This is a genomic window from Flavobacterium sp. W21_SRS_FM3, assembly GCF_052113625.1.
Lineage (GTDB): Bacteria > Bacteroidota > Bacteroidia > Flavobacteriales > Flavobacteriaceae > Flavobacterium.
The window spans coordinates 509,792-531,512 of sequence record NZ_JBGQOD010000001.1 but is presented as its reverse complement, the minus strand read 5'-3'; the positions used below and the strand labels follow the sequence as shown (position 1 = coordinate 531,512).

The 21,721-nt window shown below is 34.1% G+C and carries 18 protein-coding genes; 13 read left to right on the top strand and 5 right to left on the bottom strand.

Annotated elements, in window-relative coordinates; genetic code table 11:
- Positions 1-281 precede the first annotated feature (281 nt).
- The 4 genes from ACEN2K_RS02400 to ACEN2K_RS02385 all read left to right on the top strand — a co-directional run bounded on the left by ACEN2K_RS02400 (position 282) and on the right by ACEN2K_RS02385 (position 4,353).
- Positions 282-764 carry a hypothetical protein gene (locus tag ACEN2K_RS02400; RefSeq protein WP_441757711.1) on the top strand — a complete coding sequence of 161 codons (483 nt, stop codon included), beginning with the start codon at positions 282-284 and terminating at the stop codon, positions 762-764.
- A gap of 260 nt (positions 765-1,024) precedes the next feature.
- Positions 1,025-1,210, top strand: coding sequence for a hypothetical protein (locus ACEN2K_RS02395; protein WP_441757710.1), 186 nt, complete (start codon positions 1,025-1,027; stop codon positions 1,208-1,210).
- Positions 1,189-1,650, top strand: coding sequence for a hypothetical protein (locus tag ACEN2K_RS02390; protein WP_441757709.1), 462 nt, complete (start codon positions 1,189-1,191; stop codon positions 1,648-1,650). Before ACEN2K_RS02395 ends, ACEN2K_RS02390 begins: the two co-directional genes overlap by 22 nt.
- A gap of 207 nt (positions 1,651-1,857) precedes the next feature.
- Positions 1,858-4,353, top strand: coding sequence for a DUF5686 family protein (locus ACEN2K_RS02385; protein ID WP_441757708.1), 2,496 nt, complete (start codon positions 1,858-1,860; stop codon positions 4,351-4,353).
- Here the strand turns inward: ACEN2K_RS02385 and ACEN2K_RS02380 are convergent.
- Positions 4,350-4,679 (bottom strand): DMT family transporter, encoded by a 330-nt coding sequence (locus ACEN2K_RS02380; RefSeq protein WP_441757707.1) that lies wholly within the window; start codon positions 4,677-4,679, stop codon positions 4,350-4,352. The two genes, ACEN2K_RS02385 and ACEN2K_RS02380, sit on opposite strands and share 4 nt — an antisense overlap.
- Before the next feature lie 2 nt (positions 4,680-4,681).
- Positions 4,682-6,958 (bottom strand): cation:proton antiporter domain-containing protein, encoded by a 2,277-nt coding sequence (locus ACEN2K_RS02375; protein ID WP_441757706.1) that lies wholly within the window; start codon positions 6,956-6,958, stop codon positions 4,682-4,684.
- A gap of 204 nt (positions 6,959-7,162) precedes the next feature.
- On the opposite strand from ACEN2K_RS02375, the gene ACEN2K_RS02370 reads away from it, so the two are divergent.
- Positions 7,163-9,577, top strand: coding sequence for an efflux RND transporter permease subunit (locus tag ACEN2K_RS02370; RefSeq protein WP_441757705.1), 2,415 nt, complete (start codon positions 7,163-7,165; stop codon positions 9,575-9,577).
- Positions 9,578-9,829: 252 nt separating this feature from the next.
- Positions 9,830-10,657 (top strand): mechanosensitive ion channel family protein, encoded by an 828-nt coding sequence (locus ACEN2K_RS02365; RefSeq protein WP_441757704.1) that lies wholly within the window; start codon positions 9,830-9,832, stop codon positions 10,655-10,657.
- A 136-nt stretch (positions 10,658-10,793) separates the two neighbouring features.
- On the opposite strand, the gene ACEN2K_RS02360 is transcribed toward ACEN2K_RS02365, so the two are convergent.
- Positions 10,794-11,570 carry a TlpA family protein disulfide reductase gene (locus ACEN2K_RS02360; RefSeq protein ID WP_441757703.1) on the bottom strand — a complete coding sequence of 259 codons (777 nt, stop codon included), beginning with the start codon at positions 11,568-11,570 and terminating at the stop codon, positions 10,794-10,796.
- A 42-nt stretch (positions 11,571-11,612) separates the two neighbouring features.
- Positions 11,613-12,071, bottom strand: a complete 459-nt coding sequence (locus ACEN2K_RS02355; protein WP_441757702.1) for an RNA methyltransferase — start codon at positions 12,069-12,071, stop codon at positions 11,613-11,615.
- A 297-nt stretch (positions 12,072-12,368) separates the two neighbouring features.
- Between ACEN2K_RS02355 and asnS the strand changes: the two genes are divergently transcribed.
- On the top strand, positions 12,369-13,805 hold the full coding sequence (gene asnS / locus ACEN2K_RS02350; protein ID WP_441757701.1) for an asparagine--tRNA ligase: 1,437 nt from the start codon (positions 12,369-12,371) through the stop codon (positions 13,803-13,805).
- An 89-nt stretch (positions 13,806-13,894) separates the two neighbouring features.
- Positions 13,895-15,361, top strand: a complete 1,467-nt coding sequence (gene rpoN, locus ACEN2K_RS02345) for an RNA polymerase factor sigma-54 (protein WP_441757700.1) — start codon at positions 13,895-13,897, stop codon at positions 15,359-15,361.
- Positions 15,362-15,502: 141 nt separating this feature from the next.
- Here rpoN and ACEN2K_RS02340 read toward each other — a convergent pair whose 3' ends face one another.
- Positions 15,503-16,099 carry a thymidine kinase gene (locus ACEN2K_RS02340; RefSeq protein ID WP_441757699.1) on the bottom strand — a complete coding sequence of 199 codons (597 nt, stop codon included), beginning with the start codon at positions 16,097-16,099 and terminating at the stop codon, positions 15,503-15,505.
- 241 nt (positions 16,100-16,340) lie between these two features.
- Here ACEN2K_RS02340 and ACEN2K_RS02335 point away from each other — a divergent pair, with 241 nt between their 5' ends.
- From ACEN2K_RS02335 to ACEN2K_RS02315, 5 genes are all read left to right on the top strand, one after another.
- Complete coding sequence (locus ACEN2K_RS02335; RefSeq protein ID WP_441757698.1) at positions 16,341-17,462, top strand: hypothetical protein; 1,122 nt, start codon at positions 16,341-16,343, stop codon at positions 17,460-17,462.
- A gap of 102 nt (positions 17,463-17,564) precedes the next feature.
- On the top strand, positions 17,565-18,287 hold the full coding sequence (rsmI, locus tag ACEN2K_RS02330; RefSeq protein WP_441757697.1) for a 16S rRNA (cytidine(1402)-2'-O)-methyltransferase: 723 nt from the start codon (positions 17,565-17,567) through the stop codon (positions 18,285-18,287).
- 9 nt (positions 18,288-18,296) lie between these two features.
- A complete protein-coding gene (locus tag ACEN2K_RS02325) occupies positions 18,297-18,641 on the top strand; it encodes a HopJ type III effector protein (protein ID WP_441757696.1) in 345 nt (114 codons plus the stop codon).
- A gap of 47 nt (positions 18,642-18,688) precedes the next feature.
- The gene (gene recJ / locus ACEN2K_RS02320; RefSeq protein WP_441757695.1) at positions 18,689-20,377 is read left to right on the top strand and encodes a single-stranded-DNA-specific exonuclease RecJ; all 1,689 of its coding nucleotides are present in this window, start codon (positions 18,689-18,691) and stop codon (positions 20,375-20,377) included.
- Positions 20,377-21,660: an MFS transporter gene (locus ACEN2K_RS02315; RefSeq protein WP_441757694.1), complete on the top strand. Its 1,284-nt coding sequence runs from the start codon at positions 20,377-20,379 to the stop codon at positions 21,658-21,660. The genes recJ and ACEN2K_RS02315 overlap by 1 nt, the downstream gene beginning before the upstream one ends.
- The last annotated feature ends 61 nt before the right edge of the window (positions 21,661-21,721 follow it).

The window sequence follows — 21,721 nt, the reverse complement described above, 5'->3', positions numbered from 1 at the left end:
ATGGTTAAAGTACTTACGGAAGTAAAAGGCAAATTAGTTAGTACTGAAGATGATATAAATATATCAAAAAACAATTTTGTTTCCAAATTATCCAGCTACCAAACCAATGGTAACATTTAACTGGAATGAATGTTTAAACAATCTAGCACTATCAGGCTTATAGAGTTGTTCTTTTTTCCAAAATGAAATTGGGACAATCACAGAAAATGCTTTAACAGGTGAGACTATTGTTAAAGCAATAGATGTTTTTAAAATGAATTATTATAACCAATACAACAATTATGTTCAAATTTATATCCATTAGAAAAATCAGTAGGTATCTTATTTGTAGTGCGATTTTGTATTTTCCTATAAATCTACATGGTCAAGATTTTGATAAAATTAACTCATCAGATACCCTTTATATTTATTTCAAAAAAAACAATTTAAATCAAATAAAAAGTTTAGCTCAAATAAATTCAAAAAATTATAATTACAGTTTATTTTTCGATGTTGAAAATGTAAAACAAAAACAATATTTTACTCTTTATAACTACTCTCTAGGTGTAAAAAATAAGTTGATAAAAAAATCATTCATAAAAAAAAATAAAAACATCGTAATAAATTACGATTATCTAAATAGTTTAGGTTTTTTTGAATCAGAAAAACTATTATTAGCAAAAAAAAAAATATATGTAATTGACTATGACAATATTCGTTGTTTTAAAATTAAGTGCGTAGAAGTTACTATTTTAAGTAGAGAACATTTAATACCAATTGAATAGCAAAACTTTGCATAGACCAGAATTGAAATGCAAGAAAATGATAATTTTAAAACAGATTACTAAATGCTGATTAGGCCTAATTTTAAGAAAAAAGAGGCAAAAAAAACAACGGCTTTATATGAAGTTAAAATCAAGATGATTTTATAATACTTTCAATAATTAATGTACTTACGGAAGTAAAAGGCAAATTAGTTAGTACTGATTATGATATAGATATATCAAAAACAATCTTGTTTCCAAATCATCCCGCTACCAAAACAATGGTAGCGTTTAATTGGAAAGACTGCTTAGATAATATAGCATTAGGTGGCTTGCAAGATTGCGCCTTTTTTCAAAATGAAATAGGAACTTTTTTCCCTGATGGAGAAATTAAAACTATTGTAAACACAGAAAAAATGAATAATTACAATCAATATAAAAAACTATGCGCATCAACTCTTCATTAATCATTAAATATATTTTTATTATTACACTATTTGTGTCTAATACTATTTATTCTCAAAGTTTAGAGAAAATAAAGCTATCAGATACAGTTTATGTATATTTTAAAAAAGATAGGACTATAATCTATAATCAACAAAAACCTCTTGATAATTACATATATACATTCACTTATTTAAGTAAAAATCATATCTATCAAACAATATGGTTTCAACACGATGATAATCGCTTTAATCAAATTATTATCAAAAGAAGAAAATTTATAAAGGAAAATAAGGATATAATGGTTAGTTATCCTTTTTTAAAAAAATTTAACTACAGAGAAGCAACAAAATTATTTGATAACAAAAAAGTATTTTTAATTGATAAAGATGACATAGGTTGTTTTAAAATAAAACTAAAGGAAGTTCAAGTTTCAGGCTTTTACGAACAGAGTATCGAATGATTTAATAATTAGTAGTCTACCCGCATTAAATCTAGAGTTCTAAAGTAGACGAACTCCTTGTGACAAAAGAAGCCGAAATAATGAAAGTATAAGCTTACAGCTATTCAATAATAAAATCCGTCTTGTTATAGAAATAAGACGGATTTTTTATTGCTATTTTTGTCATAACAAAACGAGTTTGTTTCCGTTTTGAAATAAACACTCTCTATGAAGCATTTTTTTTTGCTCTTCTTTTTTACCATTACACTTCAGGCGCAATTTCAAGTCAACGGAATTGTTAAAGAATCTGTGACAAATCTACCATTACCTTTTGCTACTGTTACTACTAACAATGGTAGCAACAACATTACAGATGTCGATGGAAAGTTTAGCTTAAATTCTAAAAATGAAATTACTTCCTTTACTATTTCTTATATTGGTTATGTAAAAAACACAGTTGCTGTGGTAGCAAACAAAAGTTATTATGCGGTTTCCCTAACGCAACAAAGAGATGCTTTGCATGAAGTAGTTGTAAATGCAGAAAACCCTGCTCTAACAATTATTAAAGAAGTGATCCGTTTAAAAGACAACAACAACCCTCAAAAAAGGCTCAGCAGCTTTGAGTTTAAATCTTACAACAAATTGATTGTTACCGCTAATCCGGATTCAGTGAGTGGAACAATCGATTCTGTTTTTGTTCAAAAATCTATTGGAAAAACCTTTTCTAAAATTGATTCTTCTAGCTATAAATTCAAGGAACTCATTAGCAAACAACATTTGTTTCAAACAGAAAAAGTTTCTCAATATCAGTTTCAAGACAATAGGTTAAAAGAAACCATTTTAGGAACAAAAATGGCTGGTTTCAAACAACCTATCTACGAAATTTTAGGATTTAACCTGCAGTCCTTTTCTGTCTATGACAACAGCTACGAACTTTTTGAAACCAATTACAATAGTCCGATTGCAAAGGATGCGCTTAGCGATTACTACTATAAACTACTAGATACTGTTGCTATTAATGGACGTAGTTCATACATGATTTATTTCAAAAACAAAAAGAAAAGTAAAGCAGCAGGATTAGAAGGTGTATTATATATTGATCAGAATAACTACGCTGTTGCTAAGGCCATTATGCGCATCAAAGGCGTTATGGATATTAGTGGTATTCATGAATTTGAATTTGTACCTCAGCAAAATATTTGGTTTCCCAAAAGCAAAACTTTTAAAATTGTAAAAGGGAAGAATGACGACGATATCAAAATATTAGGAGGTACCATTCAGTTTGATGGGGATATGGAAGATAACTTTCAAACTCGTAAAAAAACAGCTTCAGATTATACCTATCTCTTATCAGAGACAAGTAATTTTGATTTTAAATACAACAGCCCTTTAGCATTTAAAAATAAATTTATAGCAGTCGAAATTAAAGAAGACGCTATTAACAAGCCGGAACAATTCTGGAACATTTTTAGAAAAGACAGTTTAGACTTGAGAAGTCAAAAAACCTATTTGGCCTTAGACAGTATTGCGGTAAAAAGAAGAATTGCGAGTCGGTTGCGTTTTGGTCGAAAAATAATTAACGGTTATTTACCGTTGGGCTTTTTTGATATGGATTTAAGAAAAGTCTTTAGCTACAATAATTACGAAGGATTTCGATTAGGTTTTGGTGGTATTACCAATGAACAGTTTTCAAAAAATTTCAGAATAAATGGATACACAGCCTATGGAACTAAAGACAATGACTTTAAATACAATGCTGGCATAGCTGCCCGAACTGATAAATTATCAAATACTTGGTTAGGTATTTCCTATACTGATGACGTAAGTGAAATTGCTCATACCCAGTATTTAATTGATAAAAAACCTTTTAAACTATACGACCCCAGACCCATAAACATCAGTACCTTTTATAATTATGTGAGTTGGAAAACCTATTTAGAAACAAAATTGATTCCTAAAACTGAAAGTATTTGGGAAATTTCCCGTTCCGTGATCGAACCCAAGTTTAACTATGCTTTCAACTTAAATGGTCAATTATATACTCAGTACGTCATGACCACAGCGATGGTTTCATTACAATGGAGCCCTTTTAGCGATTACATGCAAACCCCTATAGGAAGAATCGAAGTAGAGAAACGTTTTCCTAAATTCACTTTCCAATTCACACAATCTTTACCTAAAACTGCAGCTAATGATTTTGAATTTAGCAAATTTGATTTTAAAACAGAGTTTGAAAAGAAGTATTTGAACGGCCAGAAAACCAACTTGCTCTTTGAAGCCGGATATGCTTTGGGTGATTTACCCTTGACTCATTTGTATAACACTTCGCCTAATAATATTACTAAAGAGAGCATCATACAGCGCATAACTTTTGCAGGAAAAAACAGTTTTGAAACCATGTATTTTAATGAGTTTTTCTCAAGTGAATTTGTCTATTTCCAGTTTAAACATGGTTTTAAACGCATTAGCATTATGAAAAAAGTGAAACCGGCACTGGTATTAGTTTCTAGAATGGCATGGGGGGATTTACAAAAACCAGAGCAGCATGTAGGTCTTAACTATAAAACATTAAATAAAGGATATTTTGAATCTGGTATCGAACTGAATCAGATTTTTAACGGTCTTGGATTAACTGCTTTTTATCGATACGGCCCCAATCAATTAAGCCGGTTTGAAGACAATATTGCTATTAAATTAAGTTTTGTTTTGAACTTAGGACTCTAATGACTAGAAACAAATTTTAACCCAATTATAGAAGCTATCAATGTCGTTAAAAAGAATATTCTCCAGAAGGTAGCTGGCTCTTTAAATACAAAAATACCTACTAATACAGTTCCCACTGCACCAATACCCGTCCAAACAGCATAAGCTGTTCCTATGGGTAGTTCCTGTGTTGCCTTGTACAATAACAGCATACTGATACTAAGACAAACTAGAAATCCAACCATCCAATACGTAGATTCGATTCCAGTTGTTTCTTTGGCTTTGCCCAAGCAAGAAGCAAATCCTACTTCAAATAAGCCGCCAATGATTAACAATATCCAATTCATAATTAGGGTTTAATAATTAATACAGAAGGGACGCCAATTAGCCAATCACTATCAGAATCTAGTAGCGATTTCCAACTTTCGAGACTGATAAGCATTAGGTCTTGTTTATCAAGGAATGCCAGATCAACAATTTTCTCTTCCAGAATAGTCAGGTTATTAGGATGTATTTGTTCCAAAGATTTGACGGCACTCTGAATCACAAAATTGTTTTTCACGTGACCATTCACATCTAAAATAGTGATTTTTGAATTGTTATTGTTGATTAATTTTTGGGCATAATCAATTAAGAAAGAATCCTCCGATTTAAAAACAGGAATAAAAACACGATCAATATTTTGAAATTCTTTATCAATTAAAATCCCCAAAGGCATTTTAGTTTTTGCAACAATCTGCCTGGTTCTTTCATCAAAAGGAGAGTTTTCAAATAAACCTTCTTTACCAGTGAACTTATCTAACAATCTATCTGGATTGATAATTCTAGTAGTAAACCCAACCACTTTCCCTAGTAAGGTGCCTTCAAAAATAGATTTCCCTAAACCTACAAGCAACAAGTCATATTCACCTTGGTTTGCTACATCAGCAATTTCATTTTCTATATCTATGGTTACCTTAAATATAGGATTGATTTTTAAATTCAACAACTCTGATTCTTCAAAAATGGGCTCAAAACTCTCCCTTTCTTTTTCTTCCATATTAAAAGTATGGAGTTCATCACTTAATGACAAATGCATCGCAGTGACACTTGAATTATTTCGCTGCTTTTTAGTTAAGCTATTCGCTAATCGCAGCAGCGACTTTCCTTTTTCATTGTTCCCAAAGGAAATTAAAATTCGGTATTTATTATCATTAACCAGTTCCTCTTCATCAGCATTCGATTTACTTTTAAAAACAAAATCAATTAGATCTAAAGCTGGACCTGTCATAAACGTTGTTACCAAAGCCATAATTACCATCATCGTAAAAACTTCTGGTGTTAACACTTTTAACTCTAAACCAATATTTAAAACGATAAGTTCCATTAACCCTCTGGTATTCATTAAAGCACCGATGGTTAAACTGTCTTTCCAGTTTTGCCCAACAAATCTTGCGGCTAAGGCACTACCTAAAAACTTACCCACTACTGCTACCAGTATGATGGCTCCCGTAACCTTCCACAAATAGGGATCGTTAATTAAACCAACTTCTGTTTTTAAACCGGTGAACACAAAAAACAGCGGCAGTAAAAGAATAACGGAAACATCCTCCACTTTTTCTATGAATATCATTCGGAATTTAGACACATCTGGCATAATGGATCCCATCATAAAAGCACCAAATAAGGCATGAATTCCAATTACTTCTGTTGCATAAGACGACAATATCAAGAACAGAAAGAATATAGCCATAACAGGTTTACCAATACTGTCTTTAGAACCGTACAAATCCCCTATTCTTTTCAAAAAGGGTTTAACAATAAAAATCATTGCTAGTACATAGAGGAAAGCCAGTGAAATAACATAGAACGAACCTATAAAATCGCCTGCTTTTACAATCGCAATTACTACAGCAAGCAAACACCAAGCGGTGATATCATCTGCAGCAGCACAGGTGATCACAATGGCTCCTAGCTTTGTTTTATGAATGCCTCTTTCTTGAACAATTCTAGCTAACACAGGAAAGGCAGTAATACTCATAGCAATTCCCATGAACAAACTAAACGACAGAAACTCGACTCCCTCAGGGGCAAATTTATTGTAGACAAAATAAGACAGGCCTATTCCCAGTGCAAATGGAATCACAATACTAGCATGACTAATCACTACAGCTTCGCTGGCTTTGTTTTTTAATACTTTTATATCTAGCTCCATTCCTATCACAAACATGAATAGAATTAAACCTATCTGGCTAAGAAACTTTAAATTACCTAATGACTCAACAGGAAACAGTGCAGCAGAAAATTCTGGAAAATACATTCCCACTAAAGAAGGCCCTAAAACAATTCCGGCTATAATTTCTCCAATAACTGTAGGCTGTCCAATTTTTTTAAATATCCAACCAAAAAGTCTTGCTACAAGAATAATCGTGACAATTTGTGCCAATAAGATGGCTAATGGATCTTGATAGTTTTGCTGCATGGATAAAATAAAGTCATCCCAGGAGCTGCGATTACCCTCATTAACAACCAGAGATTCTGCTCGTTCTAGCTTTTTCCCTTTGCTAATAATCCAATATATCAATACTGAGAAACCACCGGTTACACTTAAATAAAACAAGGTGTTTTTGTATTTTTTTAAATCCATTTTACAGCAGCGTATTAATTTTATAAATCACACAAAGATGTAAAATTCTCCAATATGTTTTACATGTCGAAAATTAATTTTTAATCGGATTTAAAAAGCAAAATAAACAACGACTTATAAAAGACAAACGCATTAAAAAGAATCGAATAATTAATGGCTTTTGCGGTGGTTTTCACTACATTTGCACCCATTTTTATTACATTTATGAAAAAGAAATTAAAAGTAGGGTTTTGGGAATTTGTTGCCCGTATCGTACTTAAAAACAGAATCGTTATACTTGGACTCATACTAATTATAACACTTTTTTTAGCTTTACAATGGAAAAACATTCAGTTTTCATTTACTGAAGCTAACCTTCTTCCGGACGACAATAATATCAATAAAGAATACAATGCCTTTTTAGACAAATTTGGAGAAGAAGGAAACCTGATTGTTGTTGGGGTCAAAAATGATGCTTTTTTTACTCCAAAAGCCTTTGCTGCTTGGAATAAGTTAATGACTGAAATAAAAGCCCAAAAGGAAATAGATCTCGTTGTTTCAATTAACGATTTGAAGCAATTGAAAAAAAATGATTCTTTGCAAACATTTGAATTGATTCCTTTTGTAGATTCTAATAAAACCAATACCCAAGCGTATTTAACAGGCATCAAAAAGGACTTGTTTCAAAACATGCCTTTCTATGAAGGCTTACTTTTTAATAAAAAAAATGGTACGATTCGGTCCGCTATTTATCTCGACAAGAAGATTGTCAATACCTCACATCGTAAAGATTATATAGTAAAGGATTTCATCCCTAAGATAGAAGCTTTTGAGAAAGAGACTGGCATCGATTTACGCGTTTCGGGAATGCCTTATATCCGTACGTTAAACGCAATGAGCATTCTCAATGAAATTAGTTTATTTATTGGCGTTTCTTTATTGCTTACTTCTATAATATTCTTTTTCTTTTTCCGCTCGTTCAGAGCCACTTTGATAGCCATTTTAATTGTGGTTATTGGCGTGATGTGGACCTTTGGTCTTCTAGGATTATTCCATTATCAAATAACAGTACTTACTGCGCTAGTACCTACATTAGTTATCGTAATTGGAATACCTAATTGTATTTTCCTTACCAATAAATACCAGCAAGAATACAGTGCTCATGGTAATAAAGCGCGTGCTTTACAAAGGGTAATTACCAAAGTAGGAACCGCTACTTTGATGACCAACTTAACTACGGCAGCTGGATTTGCCACTTTTATCATAACCAATAGTGAGCTTTTAAAAGAATTTGGTATTATCTCCTCACTGAGTATTATTGCCCTTTTCTTTTTATGTTTAATTGTTATCCCAATATATTATAGCTACCAACCCGTTCCTAAGCAGAAACACTTAGAACATTTGAATCGCAATTACACTAACACCTTTATATCGTGGATTGAAAAAACGGTAAAATACAATCGCCGCCACGTTTATCTTGTAGCTATATTTTTGTTCTTAGTGAGTACCATTGGTGCATTTAAGATTAAAACTTCGGGAAGTTTGATTGAAGACATGCCTAAAAATACAGGTTTTTATAAGGACATATTATTTTTCGAAAAAGAATTTGAAGGAATCATGCCTCTTGAAATCACCATAGATACCAAGAGAAAGAAAGGCGTTATGAAATTGTCAACGTTAAGAAAAATGGATGATCTTCAAAAAACCATTGAAGAGATTCCAGAACTTTCTAAGCCTATTTCGATTCTAAATTTAGTTAAATATTCAAAACAAGCCTATTACAATGGGAATCCAGAATATTATGAATTGCCAAGCTCGCAAGAGCAAAGTTTCATTCTAAGCTATGCTAAAAATGCCACAAAGGACAGCAAGAATAACATTATGAAAAGCTATGTGGACAGTACGGGACAAGTAGCTCGAATTACCACTTTCATGAGGGATATTGGCACTGGGAATATGGCTAAAATCGAAGATAAACTTTGGGCTAAAGCCAATAAAATCTTCCCAAAAGACCGCTACAATGTAGTCATGACGGGTAAAGCATTGGTTTTTGAAAAAGGAACCAAATACTTATTAGATAACTTAGTTACCTCTTTATTATTTGCCGTATTGTTGATTTCATTGTTAATGATTTTCATGTTTCGCTCGTTTAAGATGGTTGTGGTTTCATTAATTCCTAATTTGTTGCCATTGATGATTACTGCGGGATTAATGGGTTATTTTGGTATTCCGCTGAAACCATCCACTATATTAGTGTTTAGTATTGCCTTCGGACTTTCGGTAGATGATACGATTCATTTCTTAGCTCAGTACAGACAGGAACTAACACACAATAATTGGAAAATTAAGAAATCCGTTTTTGCTACAATAAAAGAATCAGGGATTAGTATGTTTTATACTTCTGTGGTTTTATTTGCAGGCTTTTCTGTTTTTATGTTATCAGACTTTGGAGGAACGGTAGCACTAGGCGGGTTAATTGCAATTACACTTGCCTTTGGAATGTTATCAAATCTAATGTTATTGCCGTGCTTAGTATTAACATTAAATAAATCGTTAGCTAACAAGCAAGAGTTTATTGAACCAAAAATTGATGTGCTAAGCAACATGGACGAAGAGGACGATTTAGAACAAATAAATTAAGTCAGCTTTCAAAATAGTATTCGTTTTCAAAAATCCCGCCTCTTTAAGCGGGATTTTTTTTATTCCTAAAACGGAAATTTTTGTGGTTTATTTTTAAAAATGTATATTTGGAATAATGCCATTATAAGACCATAAAATCTAGTAATATATGGTGCGGTATTAATTTTCACTCTAAAAGTGGAGTCCAGTTACCACTCAAAAAACGGGGCGAAATCGAAAAGCCTAATGAGTAGAACTTAAAAGATAAAATAAATGAAGGAACAAGTTGTAGTTGTAGACGATTACTTAAATAAAATAATAAATTTTGCCATAGAATATGCACCCAAACTACTGGGAGGAATCCTTGTACTCTTTGTAGGATTGTGGATTACTAAGTTGCTTACTAAAGCGGTGGGTAGGTCATTAGCAAAATCATCAATAGACCAATCTCTCGTACCTTTTTTAAAGAGTTTGACAAACATCATTTTGAAAGCTTTACTTATTATAACGGTAATGGGAATGATAGGAATCGAAATGACCTCTTTTGTTGCCATTATTGGTGCCGCTGGTTTGGCTGTTGGTTTAGCGTTATCTGGAACCCTTCAAAATTTTGCTGGAGGTGTCATTATTTTGATTATCAAACCTTTTAAAATTGGTGATTTTATTGAAGCACAAGGTTTCTCAGGAACAGTAAAAGAGATCAATATTTTTTCGACACTTTTAAACACCCCAGATAAAAAATTAGTAATTATTCCTAATGGTCCTCTTTCTACAGGGGCGCTTATCAATTATTCGGCTGAGCCTTTGCGAAGAGTTGACTGGACATTTGGAATCGCCTACGGTGATGATGTCGAAAACTTTAAAAAAGCGATTAATTTATTTATAGCGGAAGACGAAAGAATCTTAAAAGACCCCGCTGGTTTTATTGGACTCTCTGAATTGGCAGACAGCTCAGTAAATTTTGCTGTTCGTGTTTGGGTAGATAGTGCTGATTACTGGGGCGTATTCTTTGATATGAATGAAAAAGCATACACAAAATTCCCAGATTATGACCTCAACATTCCTTTTCCTCAAATGGATGTTCATGTTCAAAAACAATAAAAGAATACAGCGATAGCATGCTGATTCATTACTGGTTTATCGAATAAATTATTTCATAAAAAAGCTTTCCGTTTCTAAAAATGGGAAGCTTTTTTTATTGAGGCAATAGTATTAATTTTGATGATACGCTTTCTACTTATTTTTTACTACTTTCCTTTTCTAACGCTACTTCTAAACCTTTGTAGTCAGACAATACCTTAACTATGAATCCTTCTTTATTGATAATAAAATGAGTAGGAAATGTATTAAGCTGCAAAGTTAAATTCATATAGGTCTTCATATTAGGAACGACCGAATAAGAAAGCGGTTTGCGAGCTAAAAATGGTATTAATTGCTCTGGAGCATCTTCGGCTAGACTGAGGAAAACTATGTCTGTTCTATCCTTATCTTTTTCCACTAGTTTATTGACTTCTGGAAATTCTTTAAGGCAGGCTGCACAGTGAATATACCAGCATTTTATAACGACAATTTTCCCTTTAAGATTTTCATTAGTTACTAAATTTCCATTTAAATCTTTGAATGAAAATTCAGGAAACGGTTCGCCTTCCTTTTTTAGATTTTGAATTTCGTTGAAAGCTATTTCAGAAATAGAAGCTTTTATACTGCTATCTGATGTGGATTCAATCTTAAAAAGTTGGTAAGTAAAAATTGTTGAATCGGATTCTAATCGAATGGGAATATACTTTCCTTCACTCAATTTGTTTAAAAAATCCATTTTACTGATTTCTTTTGAATTGGAATCCAATGCAACAAAATCCCTAGATAGTAGAATAGTTTCTTTTTGATAATTGCGCCAGTCTGTGTAGGTTTTCTGAACTTCAAGTGGATTTACTGTTGGTTTACCTAGTTTGGTTTGACCTTGACAAGAAGCAAAAATCACCAGTAGGGAAACGATATAAAATAATTTTTTCATTACAAATGATTTAGATTTAGCATAGGAATCAAATCGTTAAATTTATGAACGGGGCTTGTTAAGACCTCGATCATAAAGCACAATACTTCCTGCAACAGAAACATTCAGGCTTTTCTCGGATTTGAACTTTACTAAATAATGGCATTTTTCAATGGCTTTTTTTGAAAGCCCATGATCTTCAGCACCTAGTAAATACACACAGCGTCTAGGGTGTTCAAAAACCTCTAAGTCAGTTGCCTTGTCATCCAACTCTACTCCTACCAAACGTGCTCCTTTGGGTAAGTTTTTATAAAAATCCTCAAAAGACTCATAATGGAAATAAGGTATTGATTTTACCGCATTGTGTGTATCGCATGCTTGTTTAGCATAGCGATTACCAATAGTAAAAATAAAACTTGCGCCTAAGTTTTGTGCTGATCGCCATAAAACGCCTAAGTTTTCAGGGGTTTTACCGTTTTGTATCCCAATGCCGAAATACTCGGTTATAAAATTATCGTTCATAGGGCAAAAATACAAACTGTTATGTGGCTTGTCAAGTTTTTAATTTATTTAAAATGAAGTAAAAATAGCAATTCCACTACAGCCTAGCCCAGATAGAAGCGGCATCCTTTTATCCCGATTTTGTTTCGGGATAAAAGATATAGCGGATAGCTGGAAAAAGCTCCTAAATATTCAGATTCTGATGCTGATTGCTTGCTTACTACAATGACAATTAAAACAAATCATTTATATTTGCATTTACTATTATTCGATACGCAGTGCTATGGCGCATAGCTTCGCTAAAAATCTAAAAATAAAATGAGACACAAAAGAGTTAAAGACTTACTAAACAGTACCACGACGCTACATGAAGTAAATGCAAAAGGATGGGTACGAACTTTTAGAAATAATCAATTTATCGCTTTGAACGATGGTTCTACCATCGATAATATACAATGTGTAGTCGATTTTGAGAATACTCCTGACGAAACATTGAAAAGAATCACCACTGGAGCTGCGATTTCGGTAACTGGAACTCTTGTAGAGAGTAAAGGTGCCGGACAAAAATTTGAGATTCAGGTTGCCAAATTAGAAATATTAGGAGACTCAGATGCTGAGAAATTCCCGATACAACCAAAAAACAAACCAAGCTTAGATTTCTTACGTGAAAATGCTCATTTAAGAGTACGTACGAATATGTTTGGGGCAATTATGCGTGTTCGTTCGGTTTTATCTTATGCGGTGCACAGCTATTTCCAAGAAAAAGGTTTTGTGTATGTTAACACGCCAATCATTACAGGATCTGACGCTGAAGGTGCAGGTGAAATGTTCAAAGTTACCGCTTTACCATTTGACGGAACTCCAAGAACTGAGGAAGGAAAAGTTGATTATAAAGAAGATTTCTTTGGAAAAGAAACTAATCTAACGGTTTCTGGACAATTAGAAGGAGAGACTTTTGCTATGGCTTTAGGTCAGATTTATACTTTTGGTCCAACGTTTAGAGCAGAAAATTCAAACACTTCTCGTCACCTTGCCGAATTTTGGATGATCGAACCTGAGGTTGCTTTTAATGACTTGAACGACAATATGGATCTTGCTGAAGAATTCATTCAGTATGTCATAAAATACACCTTAGACAAATGTCCTGAGGATTTAAAATTCTTAGAAAATCGTTTGCTAGACGAAGAAAAATCAAAACCACAAGCTGAAAGAAGTGAAATGGCTTTGCTAGACAAGTTAAACTTTGTTTTAGATAACAATTTTAAACGCGTTTCTTATACTGAAGCAATTGACATTTTGAGAGACTGTACTCCAAACAAAAAGAAAAAATTCAACTACATCATTAACGAATGGGGAGCTGATTTACAGTCAGAACACGAGCGTTATTTAGTAGAGAAACACTTTAAATGCCCAGTAATCTTGTTTGATTACCCAGCAAATATTAAAGCATTCTACATGCGTTTGAACGAAGACGGAAAAACAGTTCGTGCGATGGATATCCTGTTCCCTGGAATTGGAGAAATCGTAGGAGGTTCTCAAAGAGAAGAGCGTTTTGACGTTTTAGTTGAAAAAATGAAAGCCTTAGGAATTGATGAGGAAGAATTATGGTGGTATTTAGATACTAGACGATTCGGTTCAGCAGTACACTCTGGTTTCGGACTTGGATTTGAAAGACTCGTTCTTTTTGTTACTGGAATGACTAACATACGCGACGTAATTCCTTTCCCAAGAACACCAATGAATGCGGAATTTTAAAAATAGTTTAATTTGTTTAAAGTTTAAAGCTGTTTAAAATACTGACATCTTTAAACTTTAAACCTTAAACTTTTTAAACAAAAAAATAAATGCTAAAGCAATTCTTAAATTTAAAATTATCACAGAAATTATCTCCACAGCAAATCCAGCTGATGAAGTTAATTCAATTGCCTACGCAAGCCTTTGAACAACGTTTATTAGAGGAAATGAATGAAAATCCAGCTTTAGAAGCAGGAAAGGAAGAAGATGACTACGAAAAAGACGAGTTCGAAAACGAAGATTATGATGATTATGATGATGCTGAATCAGATAGAATTGAAGCAGATGACATCAATATCGATGAATATCTAAGTGATGATGATTCACCGGATTATAAGACCCAAGCTAACAACTACAGTGATGATGATGAAGAACGAGAATCTCCATTAGCCTCTCCTATTAGTTTTCATCAGGATTTAATTAATCAGTTGAATACTTTTATTCTAGATGATAATGAGCGAGACATCGCTGAATTCTTAGTAGGAAGCATCGATGACATGGGATACATCCGCAGGAGTATTGCTGATATCGTAGATGATATGGCATTCACTCAAGCGATTTATACTGATGAAGACACTGTAGAAAGAATGCTACATGTAATTCACCAATTAGAACCATCGGGTGTGGGTGCGCGTGATTTACAAGAATGTTTATTACTGCAATTGAAACACAAAACACCATCAGAATATATTGATCTTGCAACAGATATTATCGAGAATCAATTTGATGCTTTTACCAAAAAACATTACGATAAATTATTGCAAAAATACGGGGTTTCTAACGAGCAATTAAAAAAAGCCATCCATGAAATTGAAAGGCTGAATCCGAAACCAGGCGGTGCTTTTACGGGTAATAATAAGATTACTGAAAATGTAGTTCCTGACTTTGCCATTCGAATTGTAGATGGTGAATTAGAGCTAACGCTTAACGGAAGAAATGCTCCTAGCCTGCATGTCTCAAAAGACTATCAGGAAATGATGCAAACCTATAAAGATTCTAGAGATAAATCAGGAGCACAAAAAGATGCAGTACAATTTATCAAGCAAAAACTAGATTCGGCTAAATGGTTTATTGATGCGATTAGACAACGTCAAGAAACGCTTTTTGTAACCATGAATGCGATCATGCATTATCAGGAGGAATACTTCTTAGATGGTGATGAGACCAAATTAAAACCAATGATCTTAAAAGACATTGCTGACATGGTGGGATTAGACATTTCAACTATTTCTAGGGTTGCCAATAGCAAGTATGTAGAAACACCTTATGGAACTAAATTGATCAAAGAATTCTTCTCAGAAGCAATGAAAAATGATCAAGGTGAAGATGTATCGACGCTTGAAATTAAAAAAATATTGCAAAACATTATCGAAGAAGAAGATAAGAAAAAACCTTATCCAGATGATCAACTTGCTGATTTACTTAAAGAAAAAGGCTATCCTATTGCTAGAAGAACCATTGCTAAATACAGAGAGCAACTCGATATTCCTGTGGCAAGAATGAGGAAGAAGATATAAGAATGTAGATTTCAAATTACTGATCAATTATTTTTGATTTAAAAATGCAAAACCCTTTCTGAGCATCAGAAAGGGTTTTGTATTTTATGGGTTCCAGCCACATTATAGCTGACTCTCCTTTGGAGAAGACTGGACAAAGGCTTACTTCTTTTCTTCCTGATCTTTTCGCATGGCGTGGTAATAAGCTGCACGGCTAAGCGGCTCGTATTCTTCAGTTTCCCCTAGCATGACAAGTTTATCACTGTCGGTTTTTCTAAAACTATAATTCGCTAGGTTTCCAGTGCGTGTACATACAGCATGAACTTTTGTTACATATTCGGCAGTAGCCATAAGTGCAGGCATAGGACCAAAAGGATTCCCTTTAAAATCCATGTCTAATCCCGCTACAATAACTCGAATTCCTTGATTGGCTAAATCATTACAAATTTTAACGATTTCGTCATCAAAAAACTGTGCTTCATCAATCCCCACTACATCACATCCTTGTGCTAAAATGGCGATGTTAGCTGCTGCAGGAACGGGTGTAGAACGAATTTCATTAGAGTCGTGAGAAACAACCATCTCATCATGGTAACGCGTATCAATTTCTGGTTTAAAAATTTCCACTTTTTGCTTGGCAAATTGCGCTCTCTTGAGTCGGCGAATCAATTCTTCGGTTTTACCCGAAAACATCGAACCGCAAATGACTTCAATCCAACCAAATTGCTCTTTATGATTTACTGTATTTTCGAGAAACATTTTGTATTTTTCTAACTTAAAAAATGAATAGTTTTTATTACTTTGTAATGTAATAAATGGGCGTAAGATTTTATACTTTTACGCTGTCTCAAAAGTAGAAAAATTTTATTAATTCGAAGATTTGTGAACAGTTATTTAAAAAATTAAATAAATCCGCTAAAGGGTTATTATTCATTTATCAAGATAAAGTTCGGGGTTTAAAAAGAAACAAATACGCAATACATACAATAATTTAAACGTTATGAAAAAAAGACTGGAAGCCGATTTAATGAGCATTGCTCACAGAATATTACAACTAAAAAACAAGTCTGACGTCAATCAATTGTATTTAGAAACGCAAAAATTGTACGAGAAACTTTCCGTTTTACGATTTATTGATGAGCACTATGGTGATGCAAAACCAACAATAGGGCATGCTGAAATTGAAAAAGAAGTGGAAGATTTTTATGACAAAGAAGCTGACTTACCCGTTGAGACCGTTATCGAAATGAATGAAACTAATCTTCCCCATGAAGCTGAAGAAGTAGAAGAACGCACTGAAGAAGTTGTTGAAGAAACGACAGTTGCAGATGAGAATTTAGATAGGGAAACTAAGGATGAGCCAGAAATTATTTCAGAAACTGAAATGGAGCATTCCGACAACCAAAGTATAGTAAAAGAAGAAGAAGATGTTGAGGAAGAAGAATCAGAAAGTATTGCTTTTGAAGCTGACCTAAAAGAAGAACCAGTTGTTGAGGAGCCTACTGAAGAAAACGAGGAAGAGCAAGAAATCGAAGAAGAAGTTCTTGGTGTTCCACCAGTAGATGAAGAATTAATTACAGAACAGGAAGAGTCTGCAAAAACAGACATTAATGATGATAAAAAGGATGATTTTACTCCAGCATTCGAATTGTCAGAAAGTGAAACACCAAAGAAAAATGAAGCGGTTCAAATATCATTTGAAGACTTGCTGGGGGGTAATTACAACGATACTCTTTTTGTAAAAGTAGATAATGTAGAACCTCTTCCGCCAGAAACCGTTTTTGAAGCTGTAGAAGAAAAAGCTGCAGATGAAGCAGTGAGTACTCCACCAGCTATAGAAAAACCAACTGTTGCAGAAACTCCAAAAAACCTTTCTATCAACGACAAATTTTCTAAAGGAATTGATATTGATCTAAACGATCGCATTGCTTTTGTTAAACATCTTTTTGGCAATAGTGAAGAAGATTACAACCGAGTTTTAAATCAATTGATCACTTTTGATAATTTTTACGAGACCCGTAATTTTATTGAAGAAATGGTTAAACCCGACTATAATGATTGGAAAGGTAAAGATGATTACGCAGAACGTTTTATGGATATTATAGAGAAAAAATTTCTTTAATTCTGTAAACTCAAAATCAAACTAAGTTGACTTTGTAGCAAGCAAATTACTTAAAGTGATTTCACAAACTGCAATTTATATTAAACCCATGTATTAGTTATTATGTCAAAATTATATATTGTTCCCACCCCTATAGGTAATCTCGAAGACATGACTTTTAGAGCCATTCGAATACTCAAAGAAGTCGATTTAATTCTGGCAGAAGACACCCGTACGAGTGGAAAACTGTTGAAACATTTTGAAATTGGCACGCACATGCACAGCCACCACATGCATAACGAACATAAAACTGTTGAGAATTTAATTGCTCGTTTAAAAGCAGGAGAAAACATTGCTCTTATTTCAGATGCTGGAACACCTGCTATCTCTGATCCTGGGTTTTTACTAACTCGAGCATGTGTTGAAAACGGAATTGATGTAGAATGCCTACCGGGTGCGACAGCTTTTGTGCCCGCCTTAGTCAATAGTGGCTTACCCAATGACAAATTTGTTTTTGAAGGATTTTTACCTGAAAAAAAAGGGCGTCAAACACGCTATTTAGAATTAGCCGAAGAAAGCAGAACGATGATTTTATATGTTTCTCCGCATAAATTAGTAAAAACCTTAGCCGAATTTATTACTTACTTTGGCGAGGACCGTCAAATATGCGTTTCTAGAGAATTATCAAAACTACACGAAGAAAATGTAAGAGGAACCACTCGAGAAGTGTTAACCCATTTTGAAAAAACAGCTCCTCGAGGAGAAATTGTTGTGGTTGTAGCAGGGAAACCTTTTGTAAAAGAAGCAAAGAAAAGTAAATTTTCAAAAGAAGACAATAAAGAATAAAGCCATCTCATGACGATATCAACATTCCTTACAACTGTAAAAGAAAACCCAAAATCTATTGCTTTTACAGATACCATCGCAGTAATCGAAGAAAATTACGATTTCACAGCAACCGCCTTTAAAAATGGCAATCAAGACAATGCTGCTGGAGAAAACTCAGGATCTTGTAAAGTGTTTGCTTTCGCAAAAGCACAACAGCTTACACAAGAAGAAACTTTAAGCTGCTTTGGTGCGTACTATTTTGAAGATGTACTAAACAAGCCAGAAGGAACGGATCACCAAAATATCCGCAACTTTATGATAACGGGTTGGAACGGAATCCAATTTGAAGGCGAAGCTTTGCAGTTGAAATAAATCAAACGAAAAAATCTCTTTTCACCTAAAACTTTAAACAAAAGACGATGCGTTGGACCATTAAACCCAAACCTTCAGAGGACAAAATCAAACATTTGGCCGCAGCCTTAAATGTAGAAGATTTTGTAGCAACTTTACTGGTACAACGTGGTATAGAAACTTTTGAACAGGCCAAAGCTTTTTTTCGTCCGTCGTTAGATCACCTTCATGATCCTTTGTTAATGAAAGATATGGAAAAAGCAGTTGCTAGGATTGAGTTAGCCATTGCAAATGAAGAGCGCATTCTTGTCTTTGGTGATTATGATGTTGATGGCACCACAGCTGTTTCACTAGTATCTTCTTATTTAAAGTCCTATTATTCTAATGTCGCCACTTACATTCCAGATCGCTACCTAGAAGGATATGGAGTGTCTTATAAAGGAATCGATTTTGCTGAGGACAATGGCTTTAGCCTTATCATAGCACTCGACTGCGGTATTAAGTCTATAGATCATGTCGCTTACGCAAAAGATAAAAACATTGACTTTATTATTTGTGACCACCACAGACCAGGAGACGAACTTCCTGAGGCTGTTGCCGTCTTAGATCCTAAAAGAACCGACTGTAGTTATCCTTATGACGAATTATGTGGTTGTGGTATTGGTTTTAAACTAATACAAGCCTTAGGAAGTAAAAAAGGAGAAACCATCGAAGATTTGATTTCGTATTTAGACTTAGTGGCTACCGCAATAGCCGCAGATATTGTACCGATGACTGGAGAAAACAGAGTTCTGGCCTATTATGGATTACAAGTTATCAATGATGACCCAAGACCCGGAATCAAGGCATTAATTCACCAGATAAAAAAACAAACCTTAGATATTACCGATGTTGTTTTTATCATTGCCCCGAGAATCAATGCGGCTGGCAGAATTAAACATGGTAATCACGCAGTGGAATTGTTAACCGAATTTGATTTTGAACAAGCACAACAATTTGCTTCTGAAATTGAACAATACAACTCGGATCGAAAAGATCTCGACAAACAAATTACCAAAGAAGCCTTTAACCAGATTGAAGTGAATCAAGAACAAGATCGCTTTACCACTGTGGTGTATCAGGAAGACTGGCACAAAGGAGTGATTGGTATTGTTGCTTCGCGATTAATAGAAACCTATTACCGTCCTACATTAGTATTTACAAAAAGTGGTGATAAATATGCTGCATCCGCGCGATCTGTAAAAGGGTTTGATGTGTATAATGCTTTAGACGCCTGTTCTGATTATTTAGAACAATTTGGTGGTCATATGTATGCAGCAGGAATGACGTTAAAAGAAGAAAACTATCCTGCTTTTAAGGAAGCATTTGAGAAGCAAGTTCAAGATACAATTCATCCTGAAATGCGCACACCTGAAATCGAGATTGATGCTGAAATCAACTTCTCTGATATCACCCCTAAATTTTTTAGAATTTTAAAGCAGTTTGAACCTTTTGGACCACAAAATATGACTCCTGTCTTTTTAACTAAAAATATTATTGATACGGGTTACGGCAAAACGATGGGGAAAGATGAAGAACATTTGCGCCTTTTTGTAAAACAAAATAATTCCGAAGGTATTGCTGCTATCGGTTTTGGCCTAGGAAATAAAATTGGCTTGACTAAAGGACAGCAATTCTTTGAGGCCGCTTACTGTATTGATGAAAACGAATGGAACGGCAACGTTTCAACACAACTACGATTAAAAAACATACGATAATGAGTGCTGACAATTTAAAGAAAAAAGATCCCTACGCCGCTTTACGATACAAGGAATTCAATACATTTTTACTACTGCGATTTGCGATGGTATTTGCTTGGTCCATGCAGTTTATCGTTATAGAATGGCAAGTATATAGCATTACAAAAGACCCACTATCTTTAGGGATTATCGGACTAATGGAAGTAATTCCTGCATTATCTATGGCTTTGTTTGCAGGTCATATTGTCGATCAAAAAGAAAAGAAAGGATTATTAGTAAAATGTATTCTTGCTTTTTCGGTTATAAGTTTTGGATTATTTTTATTGACTTGGCCTGCTGTGGTCAGTGATTTCAGTACCAAAAGTATTTTGTACGCTATTTATTTTCTAGTGTTTTTAGGTGGTTTGGTTAGAGCTTTTCTCGGACCAACAATCTTTTCCTTATTATCATTACTAGTTCCTAAAAAAGCTTATCCAAATGCAGCAACTTGGAGCAGTTCTGTTTGGCAGATCGCCTCGGTTGTAGGGCCGGCAGTGGCTGGATTTTCAATAACGTTGATAGGCGTTCACTGGTCCATGTGCTCTGTTTTTGCCTGTTCGATACTTGCTTTATTAGCACTCTCTCAAATCGAAAAAAAACCAATTTTAAATCCAAAAATTGGAGAACCAGTGATGGAGAGTCTGACAGAAGGAATCAAATTTGTTTTTAATAATAAAACCGTTTTAGGAGCTATTACATTAGATATGGTGGCCGTACTTTTTGGGGGTGCCGTAGCGTTACTTCCCGTTTTCGCGCAAGATATTTTAAAAGTGGGACCAGAAGGTTTTGGTTTTTTGAGAGCCGCTCCAGCCGTGGGTGCTTTTATTACCATGTTAATTACCGCCTATGTACCCTTAAGTAAAAATGCCGGAATGAAATTACTTTCAGCCATATTTGCCTTCGGAATCTGTATAATTGTATTTGGACTTTCCACCATTTTTTGGGTCTCTCTGTTAGCCTTGTTCCTTAGTGGCGTCTTTGATGGAATTTCAGTGGTGATACGCCAAACTATTTTACAACTAAAAACACCTGATCATATGCGAGGCAGGGTTTCAGCAGTAAACTCCATGTTTGTGGGTTCATCGAATGAATTGGGGGCTTTTGAAAGCGGATTGACAGCTAAATTAATGGGAACAGTCACTGCTGTTGTCTTTGGAGGAAGTATGACACTCTTCGTGGTATTAACTACTGGAATAATATCACCCACTTTTAGAAAATTAGATCTGACCAAAGATTTAGAAGAACACGAAAACGAAGACTAAGCTATTGAGATAAATAGCAAGATACCTGTTCTCATTATTTTAAAGATAAATTTAACTACAA